The organism is Serratia sp. DFXYC6, assembly GCF_057196085.1.
On record NZ_JBXUNV010000001.1, the window covers coordinates 2320044 to 2338536 of the forward strand.

The following is an 18493-nucleotide window of genomic DNA, read 5'->3' on the forward strand; positions in this document are numbered from 1 at the left end:
GGATAACATCATGACGGTTCAACCCATTCTTGCCGACTCGGCAGTCAGCATCAGCGATTTTAAGAAATCGCCCAACGCCGCCCTTAAAGAGGCACAAGGGCAACCGGTCGCCGTCCTGACCAACGGTAAGATTTCGGGATATTACGTCTCTCCGGAAACCTGGGAGGCGATCGCGGAGTACCTGGAAGATATCGAACTCGCTGAAATCGTTCGTTCACGGATGAACGGCAAACGCATTAAGGTCAATTTGGATGACTTATAAGCTTGAATTCGAAGAACATGCGCTGAAGGAATTTAAAAAACTGTCCCCGGTGATCCGGGAACAGTTCAAAAAAAAGCTGGCATCGGTGCTGGTTAATCCCCACATCCCCGCCAACAAACTCGCCGGTTTGCCTGATTGCTACAAAATCAAACTCAGAGCCTCAGGCTTTCGTTTGGTATATCGCGTCATGGAAACGGAGATCGTGGTTCTGGTCCTGTCTGTGGGCAAACGCGAACGTTCAGCGGCTTACACGGCTGCCAAAAAGCGCCTTTAACGCCGCACCAGCAGCGTCAGCACTTCGTAGTGCGAGGTATGCGGGAACATGTCGAACAGCTGCACCCGTTCGATGCGATACCCCGGCAACATCTCGATATCTTTCGCCATGCTCTCGGCGTTGCAGCTCGAATACAGAATATAGTCCGGCGCCATCCGGCTCAAATAGTCGCACAGCGCCTGGCCGATGCCGCGCCGCGGCGGATTGACCAGCACCAGCTGCGGCACCTGGCCTTCGGCGGTGGCGAAGCGGGTGGAATCGAGCGCCTGAAAATCTACCTGCAACAACCCTAACCGCTGCGCCGACTGGCGCGCACAGGCGATCGCCTCCGCGCTGATTTCGATGCCGGTCAGGCGCGTCTGCGGCTGCGCGCAGTGCAGGCCGAAACCGCCGACGCCGCAGAACAGATCCCACATGCTGTCGATACCCAGCGCGCGCACCCAGTCGCGGGCGGTGGCATACAGATCGGCGGCCACCTGCGGGTTGGTCTGAAAGAAGCTTTGCGGGCGGATGAACAGCGGCACCTGATTGAACTGTTCCTCCAACGCCTGCTGTTCGGTCAGCGCGATCTCGCGCTCCCCTTCCATGATCGCCATATGCACCGGTTGAATATTGGCGGAGATCACCCTGAGCTGCGGCAGCTGCTGCTGCAGCCACGGCAGCGCGGCGCGCAGCTGTGCCAGTTTGGTTTCCGAGCGCAGCACGAAACGCAGCATCACGCCGCCGTCGAGCGTGCTTTCGGTCAGCAGCAGGTATTTCAGCTCGCCACGTTTGCGCGCCACGTTATACGGCGTCAGGCCGGCGCGGGCGATAAAGCTTTTCAGCACCGCAAACATCGGCGCAAAGCCGGCGGGGTACAGCGGGCAGTCGCTCAGATCGACCGGCGTGCCGTCGCGGTGCAGCATGCCGAGCAGCGGTCGCTCCACGCTGCCGCTGACCACCATCTTAGCTTTATTGCGAAATGCGCTCAGTTCCCCCACCACCGGCTGCAGCCACTGCGCGACGTCGCGCCCGGCCAGCAGCGATTGCAGGTGATGCTGTTTGTCGGCCAGTTGCTGCGGATAGGGCTTTTCCAGCCACTGACAGGAACGGCAGGTGCCCGCCGTATACAAAGCGCAATGCATGAAGATTACCGTGAAGTTCAGGATGACGAATTAAGGGCGCAGAGTTTACCACTCCGCGCGCCTAAAATCTCACTTGCGCGCGGTGAAGAAGCGGCGGCTGGCGGCAGGAACGAACAGCAACGCCAGGATCACCACGTCGGGGATCTTTTGCAGGATCAGAACGTGCAGGATTTGGCCGCTGGTTTCCCCCTCCACGGTGAACACCTCGGGGAAGACGCTGCCGATGGTGGCCAGCAGCAGGTAAAGCACCACGATGCACTGGCAGACCACATAGCCCCAGCGCCCCCAATTGCGGCCGCGCATCACCGCAAAGCCGCAGCTGATTTGCAGGCACAGCAGCATCAGGCCGGCCAGAAAGATAAAGGTGGAATCCCACGCCTGCGCGCTGGTGTTGACGAACTCCTGCGCGCCGTCGACGCCCAGCTCACCCAGCAGCAGCACCACGCTGATACACTTGATCGCCACCATGGCGGTGCCCGCCACCATCACCGGCACCGGCGCATCCGAAGTCGATCCCATTCCCTGCCCGCTTTTCAGCATGTCTGACATATCCGTGTTCCGCTACGACGCGCCACCTATACAGGTGGCACATGTAAAGTCAGGTAGTTAGTTGCAATACTTATTGATTGCAAAAATAGCAGGTTTGTTACGATTCAGCTACGGGCCGCCCGCTGCAATTCACGCGATCGTTGTTTTTCCGAGCGCGCCATAAACCACCAGGCGATCAGGCCGAGGATGCCCACCACCAGCAGGATCAGGCTGGCCAACGCGTTAATTTCCGGGTTCACCCCCATGCGCACGCTGGAGAACACCAGCATCGGCAGCGTGGTGGCACCCGGGCCGGAGACGAAGCTGGCGATCACCAGGTCATCCAGCGACAGGGTGAACGCCAGCATCCAGCCGGAGATCAGCGCCGGCGCAATCATCGGCAAGGTGATGACGAAGAACACCTTCAGCGGCGGCGCCCCCAGATCCATTGCCGCCTCTTCAATCGAGCGATCCACCTCGCGCAGACGCGAACTGATGACCACCGCCACATAAGCGGTACAGAAGGTGACATGCGCCAGCCAGATAGTGAACATGCCACGTTCCGACGGCCAGCCGAAGGCATGCCCCATCGCCACGAACAGCAGCAGCAGCGACAGGCCGGTGATCACGTCCGGCATCACCAGCGGCGCGGTCAGCATAAACGCGAAGCCGGTTGAACCGCGAAAGCGGCCGAATCGCACCATCACCACGGCGGCGATGGCCCCCAGTACCACCGCGGCGGTGGCGGAGGCGGCGGCGATGGTCAGGCTGAGCCCCACCGCGCTGATCATCGCCGAATCGTGGAACAGTTCGCTATACCAGCGCGTGGACCAGCCGGCCCACACCGTCACCAGCTTGGAGCTGTTGAAGGAGTAGATCACCAGCATCAGCATCGGCGCATACAGGAAGGTAAAGCCGACAGTCAGGATGGCGATGCGCCACGGTGAACGCACTACCGGCAAGTTGTTCATTCCTGCCCCCCTATTTCCTTGTTCTGGTGTTTGTGGAACCACAAAATTGGCACGATCAGCAACAGCAGCATGATGGTGGCGACCGCCGAGGCCACCGGCCAGTCGCGGTTATTGAAGAACTCCTGCCACAGCACGCGGCCGATCATGATGCTGTCCGGCCCACCGAGCAGTTCCGGGATCACGAACTCCCCCACTGCCGGAATGAACACCAGCATCGAACCGGCGATGATGCCGCCGCGCGTCAGCGGCACGATCACGCTGAAGAAGGTTTTCAGCGGCCGGGCGCCCAGATCCAGCGACGCCTCCACCAGCGAGTAATCCAGCCGGATCAGCGCCGTGTAAATCGGCAGCACCATAAACGGCAGATAGGAATAAACGATGCCGATATACACCGCCAGGTTGGTGTGCAAGATCACCAGCGGTTGATCGATCACCCCTAGCCACATCAGAAAGTTATTCAGCGTGCCGTTGTTTTTCAGGATCCCCATCCAGGCGTAGACGCGGATCAGGAACGAAGTCCAGGAAGGCAGGATCACCAGCAACAGCAGAATGTTGCGGGTCGACGCCTTGCTGTGCGCCACCGCCCAGGCCAACGGATAGCCGATGATCAGGCAACACAGCGTCGAGACCGCCGCCACGCGCAGCGACTGCAGGTAGGCATCGATATACAACGGATCGTCGGTCAGCTGCAGGTAGTTGGCGAAGTTGAGCGCAATGTTTAGCTTGCCGTCCACCCAGCTCATCAGCTCGGTGTAGGGCGGCACCGCCAACGCCAGCTCCGCCAGGCTGATCTTGAACACGATCAGGAACGGCAGCATAAACAGCAGCGTCAGCCATAAATACGGCAATGCGATCACCAGCTTGCGGCCGTGAGCCATCAGCAGGCGATGGAACAGGGCCTTGAGGGTGGAGGGCGTTTTGGCCGGCGGTTCCGGCGTGCGTTCAGAAAGCAGGGTCATACGGGTTACTCCTCACCGGCTCTACTACACCGTCAACACGACGCAGCTGTCGGTTTCCCAACACAGACGCACTTCATCGCCCCAGGTGGGCATCCCCTTGCGGAAACGATGGCCGTTTTGCAGCTGGGCGCTGATAATCTGCCCGCTGTGCAGCTTCACGTGGTAGATAGACAGATCGCCCAGGTAGGAAATGTGCGCCACTTCCCCCACCGCAAAGTTGCAGCCGTCTTCCGGCACCCGTTCGCACAGCAGGATCTTTTCCGGCCGCAGCGCCACCTGGATCGGCACACCGTCCACCACCGAGGCGTCCGGATCCACCTTGATCGCATGGCGCAACCCGGGGCTTTGCAGGATCAGCGCATCGTCGTGGCGCTCTTGCAGCACGCAGTCGAAGACGTTGACCGAACCGATAAACTCGGCGCTGAAGCGGCTGTTCGGATGCTCGTAGATCTCTTCCGGCTCGCCGATCTGCACGAACTTGCCGCGGTTCATGATGGCGATACGCCCCGCCATGGTCATCGCCTCCTCCTGATCGTGCGTCACCATCACGCAGGTCACGCCGACGCGCTCGAGAATGTCGGTCACTTCCAGCTGCATGCGATCGCGCAGCTTCTTGTCCAGCGCGCCCATCGGTTCATCCAGCAGCAGCAACTTCGGCCGCTTGGCCAGGCTGCGCGCCAGCGCCACCCGCTGCCGCTGGCCGCCGGAAAGCTGGTGCGGTTTGCGTTTGGCGTACTCCTGCATGTGCACCAGCGCCAGCATTTCCGCCACCCGTTCGGCGATCTCCGCCCGCGGCATTTTGTCCTGCTTCAGGCCGAACGCGATGTTCTGCTCCACGGTCATGTGCGGGAACAGCGCGTACGACTGAAACATCATATTGATCGGCCGCTGGTACGGCGGCACGTGCGACATATCCTGCCCGTCGAGCACGATCTGCCCTTCCGTCGGCTGTTCAAAGCCGGCCAGCATGCGCAGCAAGGTGGACTTGCCGCAGCCGGACGGGCCAAGCAGCGCAAAGATCTCGCCCTTGTAGATGGTGAGGCTGACGTCTTCGACCGCATTCTGCCCGTCGAAGGTTTTGGTGAGGTTACGGATTTCCAGCAGAGGGGTGAAAACCTTCTGCGACTTGGCTTGAGGACGAGGAATAGCGTCGTTCAATCGGGGTGCTCTCCGGCGTAAAGCGGCACAAAACCACGGCGAGCGCCGTGGCCCAAAACGGCAATGCAGGCGGGGAGCGCCCGCCTGCCGGTTTACCGACGATGGGGGGGATCCCCCCCATCATCACTTCCCGCTTTTAACTTTAGTCCATGCGCGGGTAATGACACGGTCCAGCTTCGGCGACTGCACGTTGAGCGTGAACAGCTTGGCGCGCAGATCGGCCGGCGGATAGACGTTCGGGTTCTCGCGCACTTCGGCGTTCACCAGCGGCGTGGAGTCTTTCACCGCATTGGCGTAATAGACATAGTTGCTGATGCCCGCCATCACGTCAGGTTTCATCAGGAAGTTCAGGAACTGGTACGCGGCGTCTTTGTTCTTGGCGTCCGCCGGCATGGCGAACATGTCAAAGTAGGTCAGCGCTCCCTCTTTCGGGATCGCGTAGGCCACGTTCACGCCGTTCTTCGCCTCTTTGGCGCGGTTGGCCGCCTGCATCACGTCGCCGGACCAGCCGATCGCCACACAGATATCACCGTTAGCCAGATCGTTGATGTACTGAGAAGAGTGGAAGTAACGAATGTTCGGCCGCAGTTTCAGCAGCAGATCGTTGGCCGCGCCGGTGTAGTCCGCCGCATTGGTGCTGTTGGGATCCTTGCCCAGGTAGTGCAGCACGGTGGCGTAAACCTCGCTCGGCGCATCGAGGAAGGAGACGCCGCAGCTTTTCAGCTTCTCGAGGTTTTCCGGCTTGAGGATCAGATCCCAACTGTCGACAGGCGCGTCTTTGCCCAATGCCGCCTTCACCTTGTCGACGTTATAGCCGATGCCGGTGGTCACCATCAGGTATGGGATGCCGTATTTGTTGTCTTTATCGTTGTGTGCAACCAGCTTCAGCATCTCGGGATCGAGATTCTTGTAGTTGGGCATTTTGCTCTTGTCGAGCGGTTCGAAGATGCCGGCCTGCGACTGGCGTTCGAGGAAGTTGGATGAAGGAACCACCAGATCATAACCGGTGCTGCCCGCCATCAGTTTGCCTTCCAACACTTCGTTGGAGTCAAAGACGTCGTACACCACTTTGATACCGGTTTCTTTCTGGAATTTGGCCAGGGTATCCGGCGCGATATAGTCGGACCAGTTATACACGTGCAGCGTTTTCTCTTCGGCTGACGCATTGACGGAGGCGGCCATCAACAGGCCGGCAACCACACCCGATAACCACTTTTTACGTTGGGTGACCATCCGTAACTTCCTCCAAAACAGGGTGAATCATAGAATTGAACTTGTATCTGCAGCGATACAAAACCTTTCCTGATTGAGCGCAATCGTTGCAACCGCGAACTGAATGGCTATGCATATGATTGCATGCGCCTTTTTCACTGCCCTGCTCGCGTGGTCACAAGGGAAATCGCAAGCCCTTTGCAGAATCAGCAGCATAGCCGCTGCCATCGCAACCCGCCAGCCCCCAGGGTAAAAAACGCCTTTTATCGATTTTTTATGCAATTTTTCTCTATGTGATACGCCATTAACGGCGTAAAAGCCGAGAAAGATCGGGCGGCAGAGGCCAAAGTGCAGAATATTTAATTGCGGAGGGGAGTCACGGCAGCATGCCGCCGGAGCGACGGCATGCTTAAGGTATGGCGAGGATCAGTGCAGCATCGGCTGACGCACGGCGCCAGCGGGGATCTCTTCTTCGTCACCCATAAACAGCAGATCGTTCGCCCGCGCCTCGAGGATCACCATCGAGACCTGCTCTTCACCCTGCTGCATGAAGTGGGTGAACTGCTCGTAGGTGATGCCGACCGCCACGCTCAGCGACTGGCAGACGATCAGCTTCGGCAGGTTGTCGTCCTGAATGTCAACAAACGCCTTGATGGTCAGCGAGCTGGCGTTGATCTGGCTCAGGTCCGCCACCAGCGGGATCAGCGCGGTCGGCTTCACTTCGGCCAGCGCGGAGAACAGGATGACGTTATCCACCAGATCTATCTTGGCGTCGAACACGCCGTCGAAGTTCTGCATGTGCGGCAGGTGCAGCGCCTGGCAGGAATCGCACTCAAAGAAAGAAATGCCCGACTGATCCAGCCAGCGCCGCAACAGCGCCAAATCGGGGACAATGAGTGAATCCATAATAACCAGCCTCACAATATTCAATACGCGAAAAGGCGCATAGCTTACGGAATATTCACCCGATACGCCACGATCAATGCGGCTTAATTCACTAATTCAGATATTGCACGGCGGGAAAGGCGCACCGCCCGCCCCGTCAACCGCCGGATTTCAGGCGGAAGCCCGGCCGGCCGCGCTGCTCAATGTATTCGATCATCATGCCGGCGATGTCCAGCCCGGTGGTGGTTTCCACCCCTTCCAGCCCCGGCGACGCGTTGACCTCCATCACCAGCGGGCCGCGCTGGGCGCGCAGGATATCCACCCCGGCGACGTCCAGCCCCAGCGTGCTCGCCGCTTTCACCGCGATCGCCCGCTCCCTGGCGGTGATGGTCACCTTGCGGGCGGTGCCGCCGCGGTGCAGGTTGGAGCGAAACTCGCCGGGCTTGGCCTGCCGTTCGATGGCGGCCACCACCCGGCCACCCACCACCAGACAGCGCACGTCACACCCCTGCGCCTCGCGCACGTACTCCTGCACCAGGATGTGGGCATTCAGCCCGCGAAAGGCGTCGATCACGCTTTCCGCCGCCTGACGGGTTTCCGCCAGCACCACGCCGATGCCCTGCGTGCCTTCCACCAGTTTGACCACCAGCGGCGCGCCGCCGACCAGCTCGATCAGATCGCCAGTGTCGTCCGGCGAATGGGCAAAACCGGTGATCGGCAGATCGATGCCCTGCCGCGCCAGCAGCTGCAGCGAACGCAGCTTGTCGCGGGCGCGGGTAATGGCCACGGATTCGTTTAGCGGGTAGCTGCCGAGCAGCTCGAACTGGCGCAGCACCGCCGTGCCGTAAAAGGTAATGGCAGAGCCGATGCGCGGGATCACCGCATCGTAACGTTCCAGCTGACGGCCGCGATAGTGAATGGTCGGCGCCGCCGGATTGATGTTCATATAGCAGGAGAGCGGATCGATGATATCGATACTGTGCCCGCGATCTTCCGCCGCTTCACGCAGCCGCTTACATGAATAGAGCGATCCGTCGCGAGAAAGAATGGCAATTTTCACTCGTCACCCCAAAAGCCAACGCCTGCCCGGCAGGCGGGTTAGCGGCCGCGGCGCTCAGGCGCGCGGATCGCGATCCTGATTATCTTTCGATGCGTCTGCATCTTGCGGTTTGCGGCGATCGTTTTCCGGCGGCAAGCCGCCGCGCATCAGCGGCCCGAAGCCCTGCACCACGCGCCATACCAGAAACGCCGCCGCCGGCACCATCAGCGCCACGCCGAGGAAAATCATGCCGACCGCCGCCTGCTGCGACGCCAGCCAGCCCGGCAGCTGCAGGTGGCCGTGAATACTGAGGTAGGCCAATACCAGCATCACGATACCCAGCCCTTCCAACACCAGCACCGGGCGCGGTAAGTCACCGAATGAACGCATATTTTTCTTCTCCAGAAGGTCTGCCCCCAGTGTAGTGAATTCCCGCCGACGGCGACAGCCCCGGCAGACTAATTGGTTACATGAATCAGATTAACAGGTAATTCCTGCTTTTTTTTCACCGCCTCAACGGGCATAGTAGGCGCCATCTGACGCAGGTAATGACTTTTTCGGTGACGGGATGTCGTTGCAATCGCGAATAATTTATCGAAAATCCAATTAAGGAGCGTTGCATGTTTGCAGTAATCTTCGGGCGTCCTGGCTGTCCTTATTGTGTCCGCGCTAAAGAACTGGCGGAAAAACTGACTGAAGAACGCGACGATTTCAACTTCCGTTACGTTGACATCCACGCGGAAGGCATCACCAAGGCCGATCTGGAAAAAACCGTCGGCAAACCGGTTGAAACCGTGCCGCAGATCTTCCTGGATGAGAAGCACATCGGTGGCTGCACCGATTTCGAAGCTTACGCCAAAGAACACCTGAACCTGTTCCAGTAAGTTTTTGAACGGCAAAAAGGCGCTTAATGCGCCTTTTTTTATTGCCGCTGCCGCCGGTGCAACTGCTGAAGCGTGTGCAACAAACCGAGGGCGAACAGCATCAGCATCGCGCCGAACACGCACCAGAACACCGCGCTGGTGGCGTAAGCCAGTTCCTGCCAAAACGACGAGGACGGCGTCAGCCAGAAGTGGCGGATCAGCAGGCACAGCGGCAATGCATACAGCGCGCCAAGCAACGGGCAAAGCAGCCGCTTGCGGCTCGACAAATAGCTGGCGATCGCGCCGGGGATCACAAACAGCAGCAGGCCGGTTTCACCGTGGTGCTCATGATCCGTGCTGCCGAACAGGCCGGTTTGCTGGCCGAGAAACACCAGGCTGAACAACAGAAAACAGCTGAGAATGCCCAGCCAATATCTATAACTCGTCATGCGAATTCTCCCCCGCCCAATTACCGCATCAATAGAAATCGGCCCGGTCACCCGTGCGGTGACGCTGAACCGAATTTTTTCCTTGGTCAAAAGAGAGTTAAATGCGCACGGCGGCGCAGGAAATCAGCTTTCTGTGCTGGCTGTCATCGGTCATAGCGTCTAGAATGAACGCCGCCGAACGATGGTTCACTTCGCCTTACGCTGGTGGTGATTTATGATGTCGTTTTAAGGCTGAATTTATCTCTTATAGTTATCTATATCAAGCACTTACTGGTAAACAATAAGTTATCCTCCGTGAACATAAACGTCGCTAGTTTGTTAAACGGTAACTACATTCTGTTACTGTTCGTGGTACTCGCACTGGGGCTGTGCCTCGGTAAACTCCGTCTGGGCTCCGTCCAACTCGGTAATTCCATTGGCGTTTTGGTGGTTTCGCTGCTGCTCGGCCAGCAACACTTCGCCATTAACACCGAGGCGCTGAATCTCGGCTTCATGCTGTTTATTTTCTGCGTCGGGGTGGAAGCCGGGCCTAACTTTTTCTCGATTTTCTTCCGCGACGGCAAGAATTACCTGATGCTGGCGCTGGTGATGGTCGGTTCGGCCATGGTGATCGCCATCGGCCTCGGCAAGCTGTTCCACTGGGACATCGGCCTGACCGCCGGCATGCTGGCCGGTTCGATGACCTCGACGCCGGTGCTGGTTGGGGCCGGCGATACGCTGCGCAACACCATCGTCAACGGCCCGGCGCTGCTGGCGGCGCAGGATCATCTGAGCCTCGGCTATGCCCTCACCTACCTGATCGGTCTGGTCAGCCTGATCTTCGGCGCGCGTTACCTTCCGAAGCTGCAGCACCAGGATCTGTCCACCTCCGCCCAGCAAATCGCCCGCGAGCGCGGCCTGGACACCGACAGCCAACGCAAGGTCTACCTGCCGGTGATCCGCGCCTACCGCGTCGGCCCCGAGCTGGTTGCCTGGGCCGACGGCAAGAACCTGCGCGAGCTGGGCATCTATCGCCAGACCGGCTGCTACATCGAACGCATCCGCCGCAACGGCATTCTGGCCAACCCGGACGGTGACGCGGTGCTGCAGGTGGGCGACGAGATCTCGCTGGTCGGTTATCCGGACGCCCACGCGCGGCTGGATCCGAGCTTCCGCAACGGTAAGGAAGTGTTCGACCGCGATCTGCTCGACATGCGCATCGTGACCGAAGAGATCGTGGTGAAGAACAGCAACGCAGTGAACAAACGCCTGAGCCAGCTGAAGCTGACCGACCACGGTTGCTTCCTCAACCGCGTGATCCGCAGCCAGATCGAAATGCCAATCGACGACAGCATCGTGCTCAACAAGGGCGACGTGCTGCAGGTGAGCGGCGACGCGCGCCGGGTGAAGAGCGTGGCGGAGAAGATTGGCTTTATCTCGATCCACAGCCAGGTGACCGATCTGCTGGCGTTCTGCGCCTTCTTCATCATCGGCCTGCTGATCGGCCAGATCACCATTCAGTTCAGCAACTTCTCGTTCGGCATCGGTAACGCCGCCGGTCTGCTGATGTCCGGCATCATGCTCGGCTTCCTGCGCGCCAACCACCCGACCTTCGGCTACATTCCGCAGGGCGCGCTGAACATGGTGAAAGAGTTCGGCCTGATGGTGTTTATGGCGGGCGTGGGCCTGAGCGCCGGCGCCGGCATCGGCCACAGCCTGGGCGCAGTCGGCGGCCAGATGTTGATCGCCGGGCTGATCGTCAGCCTGGTGCCGGTGATTATCTGCTTCCTGTTCGGCGCCTACGTGCTGCGCATGAACCGCGCCCTGCTGTTTGGCGCCATCATGGGCGCCCGCACCTGCGCGCCGGCGATGGAGATCATCAGCGACACCGCGCGCAGCAACATCCCGGCGCTGGGCTACGCCGGCACCTACGCCATCGCTAACGTGCTGTTAACGCTGGCGGGTTCGCTCATCGTGGTGCTATGGCCGGGCATACTCGGTTGATCGATTAGCGGAAGAGATGGATCGGCGATAAAAATATTTTGATTTTTTTGTCGCCGGCCAGAACTTTCGTTGGGGGCCGCAGTCTGAATTAGTGCCACTGCTTTTCTTTGATGTCCCCATTTTGTGGAGCCCGATAATCCCGCCTTTTAGGTTCAAGATTATCGGGTTTTTTGTTGCCCGCACTCCACCGCCCGCGGGACCACCATCAGATGGCAGCAACACCTCAACTGACGACGTACAGCGCCGCGTCCGCTCCTTCCTGAAACATCGTTTCTCTTAACGTTTAGTGTCGGGCGGTCGGCTATCAAACAATGCATTTCCCAAGGTTTGATTTCAGAAGGAGGAGAGCGGAGTAACTGTATTAATTAGCAAGTGGGGCTGAACTCAACAACGGCCTTATCAATATCTTAATATCAAAAAAAGCAAGACACCTACGGTGCCTTGCTTTTCTTTTTACATTAGCAAGCGCCAAAAAGAACGACAGAGAACAGAACGGAACCGTTCAGATAAATAGTGGCCTTCAATCCCGTAGGAATAAAGGAACCACAGGTCTCTGCGCACACTTTAAGCTGCCCACCAATGGGAATTGGAATCGGCGAAGAAACGCAAAAGTCACCGTAGACAGGAATGGTAAAACAGATTTGGTTGTTTGCAGGGTTATAACTGGCCCCAACGCAAACCGAAAGTTTAAGCGCCAATACGCCCTGCTGCTTAAGGTCTACAGGTACCGGCGCCGGTGTTTTTTGCGAAAATCCAACCGCAGTAAAATCAGCAACATGTTCATTTTGAGCGTGCGGATCTTGTTCATTGCATTTACAATCAGCCATTGGAATATCCTCGTAAGTTTTTTTAAATATTAATTAGCGAACAATGTAATTGCCGTGGAGCTAATTACATTGATGAATCTAGCAGCACAATAATTAATTTCCATTCCTTCGCCATTAAATAAAATCAATAAAACAACAATAAAATGATTAATAAGAATATTTTTATTTATGTAACCGAAACTGTTTGTTATTACAGAAATAATTGCAATTCAAAATAATATAATCAGGGATGAAGGGAGATAAAAAATGAGGATATTGCGAGTGAGAATTAAAAAAATGCCCTTAAACCAAGGATGTTAACCTTGTTAGCTTGAGTCAATTTCCATTTTCCCTCTGTAGGTTGAAAAAATTTGGCTAAGCACCCGGCTTTCCTACCTGAAAATAAAAAACCGCCTGAAGAGCCGCATATCATCGCAAAATGCTCTTCAAACGGTTTTGTACAAGATCATGTATTCACAGCGCTAATCGCGGATTACTTTGATTCAGCCTGGCTTACGGTATCTTCGGCTTTCCAGATGCGGTATTTCACTTCCGCGTCTTTCGGCGCATACACCACGATCGGCAGGCGGCTGTTGTAACGCTGCATCGCGGCGTCGCCCAGGTTGGCGGCGATGAATTTCTTGGTCTTGGTGTTATCCGGGCAGGCCATCATGGTCGAGGCCGGTTCGGACAGCTTCTCCAGCACCAGGTAGTCGTAGCCCCAGCCGGACAGGGTTTTGGTCTCCAGCGTGCCGCCAATCATATGACGGTTGCAGTCCACTTCCAGCGTCTTGCCGATCAGCAGCTCTACCTTGTAGTTCTCTTCGTGCTCTTGCTTCGGCAGGTAGATCACCTGGCGGTTCATGCCCTTCTCGGCTTTCGGGTAAGGCGCGACCTTTTCCAGCGGCTGTTTGCTGATATCCGCATCGTCGCCAGAGGTGGCCGCCATGGCGCTGGCGGAAACGGCCATCAGCAGGCCGGAAAATACAACGGATGCCTTGTTCATGTTTATCCCTACACTTTTTGTCAAATAATCCGTCTATAAACTAATACACTACCGCCAAGCTCGCCACAGGTTTAATCTTCTTTACAATAGGCGATAAATAGTGACAATCGCCTGTCATTCCCCGTTAGCCGGAGCAATACCCCAGAAAAAACCGCCGATTAAGACGAGATAAACAGGTGATGATCTGCGCACAACCGGGTGTATCAGATAGGGTTTTCTTACCGGCGGACTAAGGTTTTCTTAAGACAGAATTATTACAGTGGCGCTATTCAATACTGTCACCGAGCCTGCGCGTGAATCCAGAATCGTCATTAAATCAATCCTCAACGGCACAGCAAATTAAGACAACCGCCCTTTACTCCCTGCCGACATCCTTTTACCGTTGGCAAGTTTTTGGCCTGCTGATCAGCGGTTTGGTGTTCCTGTGGCTCTCCCGCAACGAACAGCTGGACTGGGCGATCAGCAACTATTGGTACGATGCCGCCAGCGGTCATTTCCCGTGGCAAAACAATTACTGGCTGGATCTGATCAATCACCGTCTGTTGAAGCAGATAGTGATCGTGGGCGCGGTGCTGACGCTGTTTTGGGGCATCTATCGCCGCAGCGCGCGCCTGATTGTCAGCATGCTGCTTCTCGGCATCGGCCCGCTGGTGGTGGGCATTCTCAAGGCCACCAGCGCGCACTCCTGTCCGTGGGATCTGATCGAGTACGGCGGCAAGGCGATGTCCTTCCCGTTGTTCGGCGCGGTACCGGCGCTGCCGGGCCCCGGTCGCTGTTTCCCCGGCGGGCACGCCTCGAGCGGTTTCGCGGTCATGGCGTTGTTTTTCCTGTTTTATCCGCAGCGCCCGCGCCTGGCCTGGTGCTGCTGGTGCGGCGGTATTGCGCTCGGCATGTTGATGGGCTTTGGTCAGATCATGCGCGGCGCACATTTTCTTACCCATAACCTGTGGGCAGGTTGGTGGGTTTGGTTAAGCCAGTTGGCGATTTATTGGATAGTTAGCGGCTATTGGCGCCGCAAGATGAGGTAACGGTTATGGAGCAGTTAAACCATGTTCTTTTCGCCTGGATCAATGCGACCCCGGCATCTCCCGAATGGATGATCGATTTCGCCACCTTTCTGGCGCGCGATCTTATCATTATCGTGCCGCTGCTGATCGTCGGCCTGTGGCTGTGGGGGCCGCGCAGCCAGCTGGTTTCGCAGCGAGAAGTGGTGGCGAAAACCACGATCGCGCTGCTGTTCGCCATGCTTGCCGCCTCCGCTATCGGCGCGCTGCTGCCGCATGAGCGCCCGTTCGTCGCCGGCGTGGGTTATACCTTCCTGGCGCACGTGCCGGACAGTTCGTTCCCCAGCGATCACGGCACCGCCATCTTTACCTTTGCGCTGGCGTTCCTGTTCTGGCACCGGGTCTGGTCCGGCGCGCTGCTGATGATTGTCGCCGTCGGCATCGCCTGGTCACGCGTTTACCTCGGCGTGCACTGGCCGCTGGATATGGTCGGCGGTTTCCTGCTCGGCCTGGTCGGCTGCCTGTTCGCTCAGCTGGTATGGAATCTGTTCGGCGATGTCCTCGCCGACAGGCTGTCGCGCCTGTATCGCTTTCTGTTTGCCTTCGCCATTCGCCGCGGCTGGGTGAAAGAATAACCGCATAACATGACAGGGGCGTTACCGCCCCTGCTTTCACACCACGCCGGTGGTCACGCAAAATGCCCGCGTTTTTCCCGCTCCCAGCATCACTCCCGCCTCCCCTTCCGGCGCGTTAGGCCGGCAGTTTGCCGGCTGGATAAAAGCAAGCAGCCGCCTGTTGCCCTGGACAGCGATGCGCCGCAGGCCATAGTTGAATTGCCCGGTGGCAAAACGCGTCACATAGCGGCGGCCTTGCGGCGCCAGCATAAAGAACTCGGCCTGATCCACGTAGCGCGTCAGATCGTCGGAGCACAGCAGTTCCTGCCCGAGCATCTCTCCCAACAGCGCCGGCGTCGGCAAGTTTTGGCGGAACACCGCGTCGGGAATGCAATCGTAGTTGAGGCGGCACACATAGCGCAGCGGCTGCGGCCGATCGGCCAGGTTGGTAACCTTCATCTCTATGGCGAACTGCGCGCTCTGGGCCGCCAGACGCAGCGCCGGGCCGATGCGCCAACGCCCGCCCAACCGCTCGCCTTCACCGTGCAACGTCAGCTCATCGCCCGCCAGCTGCAGCCACACGCGTTGCATCTGGAGCGGCGCGCCGTCGTGACTCGGCCAGGCGGGACAGAACGCGGCGTCGTCAGCGCGCTTTCTTCCGGCGCCCCGCACGCTGCGGCGGCCCGATTTCAGCGAATGACCGTCAAATTCGGCGTCCCAGATCGCGAGGCCCTGATACGGCAAAACCGTCAGCGCGCCACGGCAGTTCGCCAGCGTCAGCATCGGCCCGCGTTCTGCGCAGCGATGCGCGCTCACCGCGAAATCCGCGTTACGGAACAGTTCCTGCCGATACGTCCCGAAAGCTTCAGGAGCCAGGTCGATGTTGATCTTCATCTTTTTCCCCTCGACGTTTCGCCCGCGCAGGCCGCGAGCGGTCGCTGAAAATGTTATTTAAATAACAAACCACCCTCCTCTAAGTTATACATATAACAGTGAAGTAACTATGATCTCGTCGACATTTTTCAAATCCCGCTAGGTTTATCGACATTGCAATGTTATTATTTTCACATTACCTATCCATGCTCTTTTCTCAACTTCACTAAGGAACCGCGATGACCACCGAAAACATCGATTACGCCAGCTATGTTGACCACACCCTGCTGGCCATGGACGCCACCGAAATGCAGATCGCCAAACTGTGCGAAGAAGCGCAGCAGCACAACTTCTATGCGGTATGCGTCAACTCCGGCTACGTGCCGCTGGCGGCCCAGCTGCTGCAGGAAAGCACGGTGAAAGTCTGCTCGGTGATCGGTTTCCCGCTGGGCGCCGGCCTGACCGTCGCCAAAGCCTTTGAAGCCAAAGCGGCGATCGCCGCCGGCGCGCAAGAGATCGACATGGTGATCAACGTCGGCTGGCTGAAGAGCGGCCTGCTGGACGAAGTGAAAGCCGACATCGCCGCCGTGCGCGAGGTTTGCGCGGCGATCCCGTTGAAGGTAATATTGGAAACCTGCCTGCTCAGCGATGCGCAGATCGTCCAGGTTTGTGAAATGTGTCGCGAACTCGATGTCGCCTTCGTGAAAACCTCCACCGGCTTCAGCACCGGCGGCGCTCGGGAAGAGCACGTCAAACTGATGCGCGAGACCGTGGGCAGCGAAATGGGCGTGAAAGCTTCCGGCGCCGTGCGCGATCGCGCCACCGCCGAGAAGATGATCAACGCCGGCGCCACGCGTATCGGCACCAGCTCCGGCGTCGCCATCGTCTCCGGCGCTCAGGCGGCAGCGGGCAGCTACTGATCGTCGGTATGCCCTGAGGGGCATAGCCAATACACTCCGATGCGGGACAATACGGGCGGTTGATGCGGCCCGATATTGCCCCGCATCGTTCTGTTTAGCGCCGGAAATGCCGGCTCGCCTTTTATCTCTACTACCTGTGGGAAGACGGATCTATGGAAACGCGGCGCGAAGAACGTATCAACCGGTTAGTTCAGGCGTTAAAACGCGCTGACAAGATCCACCTGAAAGAAGCCGCCGTGCTGCTGGGGGTCTCGGAGATGACCATTCGCCGCGATCTGAGCGCCGAACCGGCGGCCGTGGTGTTGCTCGGCGGCTACGTGGTGACCGATCCGCGCAGCAACGGCGTGACCAACTACTTCGTTTCCGATCAAAAAGCCAAACAGGTCACGGAGAAACGGCGCATCGGCCTGCTGGCGGCGCCGCTGATCAATGAAAACGACACGGTGTTTTTCGACTGCGGCACCACCACGCCGGCGATCATCGACGCCATCACCGACGAGCTGGCTTTCACCGCCGTGTGTCATTCGCTGAACACCTTCCTGGCGCTGCAGGACAAACCGAACTGCAAGGTGGTGCTGTGCGGCGGCGAGTTCAAGCCGAACAACTACATCTTTTCCAGCGTCGGCGGCCGCAACGAGCTCGATCACATCTGCCCGAACATCGCCTTTATCTCCGCCGCCGGCCTCAGCCTGCAGCACGGCGCCACCTGCTTCAACTTCGACGAGCTGGAGATGAAGCATCGCGCCATGGCGATGGCGCAGCAAAAGATCTTGGTGGCAGACCACAGCAAGTTCGGCAAAACCAAACCGGCCTGCATCGGCCCGCTGACGCAGTTCGATCGGGTGATCACCGATCGCCAGCCGGACGCCGACTTCATGGCGTTCTTCAACGATAACGCCATCGCTATCCGCTATTAGTCCGCCTTCAGCGCCGTCATAACCGACGGCGCACCGCTTCGATATCCCTCTTTCCCCGCCGAAAAATGAACAAATAATGCGCAATCAATTCACGTTTTTCGCTTATCCGCACGCAACATCAGGTTAATAAAATGCAACAGCTCACCCGCGTGATTATTTTTTCGCAGGCTAACCACGCGGTCGGTTGGGTGAATTAACGGCTATTTATGGCTTTTATATGATAAATCGAGCCAAAGGCCAGGAAGTTTAAATAAACGGCGGTTTACGCAATTGCAGCAAATCTCGCCAATACCTGTTAGGTATCTGTTATTTATATGATGAATGGTTACGCATTTTTATCCGCTAACCACGTAAGTAATTTCCCTTCGTTACTAGCGGTGATTTTCAACAAAAACAAAATAAAAACAAAAAGATAAACGTCATTTACCTTAAAAACATAATGTGATCTACATCACTAAAACTGCTTAATCCGGGTTTTTCGCTAGATCCAAAACCACGCATAAAATATATTGCTCGGCTTGCTGCTGAGCACAGCGCTTTATCTGGTTAATTATTGTACATACCGCATAATCGCAGAAACTTTCATGAGAGCGTTCTCAGCACAAAATCTTACACAAATGTGCAACAAATGCGCGAAAAATCGATA

21 protein-coding genes are annotated in these 18493 nt (G+C 57.6%); 8 read left to right on the forward strand and 13 right to left on the reverse strand.

Annotation, left to right across the window (positions count from 1 at the left end):
• The first annotated feature begins 10 nt into the window (after positions 1-10).
• On the forward strand, positions 11-262 hold the full coding sequence (locus AC2CGQ_RS11385; RefSeq protein WP_004928423.1) for a type II toxin-antitoxin system Phd/YefM family antitoxin: 252 nt from the start codon (positions 11-13) through the stop codon (positions 260-262).
• A complete protein-coding gene (locus AC2CGQ_RS11390; RefSeq protein ID WP_015377296.1) occupies positions 252-536 on the forward strand; it encodes a type II toxin-antitoxin system RelE family toxin in 285 nt (94 codons plus the stop codon). The genes AC2CGQ_RS11385 and AC2CGQ_RS11390 overlap by 11 nt, the downstream gene beginning before the upstream one ends.
• Here the strand turns inward: AC2CGQ_RS11390 and rlmC are convergent.
• From rlmC to AC2CGQ_RS11435, 9 genes are all read right to left on the reverse strand, one after another.
• Positions 533-1660, reverse strand: a complete 1128-nt coding sequence (gene rlmC, locus AC2CGQ_RS11395) for a 23S rRNA (uracil(747)-C(5))-methyltransferase RlmC (RefSeq protein ID WP_484593674.1) — start codon at positions 1658-1660, stop codon at positions 533-535. The genes AC2CGQ_RS11390 and rlmC overlap by 4 nt on opposite strands.
• A 69-nt stretch (positions 1661-1729) precedes the next feature.
• Complete coding sequence (locus AC2CGQ_RS11400; protein WP_015377294.1) at positions 1730-2209, reverse strand: YbjO family protein; 480 nt, start codon at positions 2207-2209, stop codon at positions 1730-1732.
• 104 nt (positions 2210-2313) lie between these two features.
• Positions 2314-3159, reverse strand: coding sequence for a putrescine ABC transporter permease PotI (gene potI / locus AC2CGQ_RS11405; protein ID WP_004938644.1), 846 nt, complete (start codon positions 3157-3159; stop codon positions 2314-2316).
• Positions 3156-4118: a putrescine ABC transporter permease PotH gene (potH, locus tag AC2CGQ_RS11410; RefSeq protein ID WP_021504359.1), complete on the reverse strand. Its 963-nt coding sequence runs from the start codon at positions 4116-4118 to the stop codon at positions 3156-3158. Before potH ends, potI begins: the two co-directional genes overlap by 4 nt.
• 24 nt (positions 4119-4142) lie before the next feature.
• Complete coding sequence (gene potG / locus AC2CGQ_RS11415) at positions 4143-5276, reverse strand: putrescine ABC transporter ATP-binding subunit PotG (protein ID WP_049187444.1); 1134 nt, start codon at positions 5274-5276, stop codon at positions 4143-4145.
• Between the two features lie 123 nt (positions 5277-5399).
• Positions 5400-6509: a spermidine/putrescine ABC transporter substrate-binding protein PotF gene (gene potF / locus AC2CGQ_RS11420; protein ID WP_044031559.1), complete on the reverse strand. Its 1110-nt coding sequence runs from the start codon at positions 6507-6509 to the stop codon at positions 5400-5402.
• A gap of 405 nt (positions 6510-6914) precedes the next feature.
• Complete coding sequence (locus tag AC2CGQ_RS11425) at positions 6915-7394, reverse strand: type III secretion system chaperone family protein (protein ID WP_004938666.1); 480 nt, start codon at positions 7392-7394, stop codon at positions 6915-6917.
• A gap of 136 nt (positions 7395-7530) precedes the next feature.
• On the reverse strand, positions 7531-8433 hold the full coding sequence (gene rimK / locus AC2CGQ_RS11430; RefSeq protein ID WP_041922205.1) for a 30S ribosomal protein S6--L-glutamate ligase: 903 nt from the start codon (positions 8431-8433) through the stop codon (positions 7531-7533).
• A gap of 54 nt (positions 8434-8487) precedes the next feature.
• Positions 8488-8802, reverse strand: coding sequence for a YbjC family protein (locus tag AC2CGQ_RS11435; RefSeq protein ID WP_015377290.1), 315 nt, complete (start codon positions 8800-8802; stop codon positions 8488-8490).
• Between the two features lie 230 nt (positions 8803-9032).
• Between AC2CGQ_RS11435 and AC2CGQ_RS11440 the strand changes: the two genes are divergently transcribed.
• Positions 9033-9296 carry a GrxA family glutaredoxin gene (locus tag AC2CGQ_RS11440; RefSeq protein ID WP_004938676.1) on the forward strand — a complete coding sequence of 88 codons (264 nt, stop codon included), beginning with the start codon at positions 9033-9035 and terminating at the stop codon, positions 9294-9296.
• A gap of 38 nt (positions 9297-9334) precedes the next feature.
• Here the strand turns inward: AC2CGQ_RS11440 and AC2CGQ_RS11445 are convergent, their stop codons facing one another.
• Positions 9335-9724 carry an inner membrane protein YbjM gene (locus AC2CGQ_RS11445; protein ID WP_015377289.1) on the reverse strand — a complete coding sequence of 130 codons (390 nt, stop codon included), beginning with the start codon at positions 9722-9724 and terminating at the stop codon, positions 9335-9337.
• Between the two features lie 294 nt (positions 9725-10018).
• On the opposite strand from AC2CGQ_RS11445, the gene AC2CGQ_RS11450 reads away from it, so the two are divergent.
• Positions 10019-11707, forward strand: coding sequence for an aspartate:alanine antiporter (locus tag AC2CGQ_RS11450; protein ID WP_004938680.1), 1689 nt, complete (start codon positions 10019-10021; stop codon positions 11705-11707).
• A gap of 458 nt (positions 11708-12165) precedes the next feature.
• Here the strand turns inward: AC2CGQ_RS11450 and AC2CGQ_RS11455 are convergent, their stop codons facing one another.
• The gene (locus AC2CGQ_RS11455; RefSeq protein WP_071824279.1) at positions 12166-12534 is read right to left on the reverse strand and encodes a hypothetical protein; all 369 of its coding nucleotides are present in this window, start codon (positions 12532-12534) and stop codon (positions 12166-12168) included.
• A 472-nt stretch (positions 12535-13006) separates the two neighbouring features.
• Entirely contained in the window at positions 13007-13519 is a 513-nt protein-coding gene (gene eco / locus AC2CGQ_RS11460) for a serine protease inhibitor ecotin (RefSeq protein WP_015377287.1), read from the reverse strand.
• A 293-nt stretch (positions 13520-13812) separates the two neighbouring features.
• Between eco and AC2CGQ_RS11465 the strand changes: the two genes are divergently transcribed.
• Positions 13813-14547: a phosphatase PAP2 family protein gene (locus AC2CGQ_RS11465; protein ID WP_033633475.1), complete on the forward strand. Its 735-nt coding sequence runs from the start codon at positions 13813-13815 to the stop codon at positions 14545-14547.
• Positions 14548-14552: 5 nt separating this feature from the next.
• Entirely contained in the window at positions 14553-15158 is a 606-nt protein-coding gene (gene ybjG / locus AC2CGQ_RS11470) for an undecaprenyl-diphosphate phosphatase (RefSeq protein WP_015377285.1), read from the forward strand.
• A gap of 36 nt (positions 15159-15194) precedes the next feature.
• On the opposite strand, the gene AC2CGQ_RS11475 is transcribed toward ybjG, so the two are convergent.
• Positions 15195-16031, reverse strand: coding sequence for an aldose epimerase family protein (locus tag AC2CGQ_RS11475; RefSeq protein ID WP_033633477.1), 837 nt, complete (start codon positions 16029-16031; stop codon positions 15195-15197).
• Between the two features lie 218 nt (positions 16032-16249).
• Here AC2CGQ_RS11475 and deoC point away from each other — a divergent pair, with 218 nt between their 5' ends.
• Both deoC and deoR read left to right on the forward strand, forming a co-directional pair.
• Positions 16250-16930 (forward strand): deoxyribose-phosphate aldolase, encoded by a 681-nt coding sequence (deoC, locus tag AC2CGQ_RS11480; protein ID WP_004938693.1) that lies wholly within the window; start codon positions 16250-16252, stop codon positions 16928-16930.
• A gap of 152 nt (positions 16931-17082) precedes the next feature.
• Entirely contained in the window at positions 17083-17847 is a 765-nt protein-coding gene (deoR, locus tag AC2CGQ_RS11485; RefSeq protein WP_015377282.1) for a DNA-binding transcriptional repressor DeoR, read from the forward strand.
• The last annotated feature ends 646 nt before the right edge of the window (positions 17848-18493 follow it).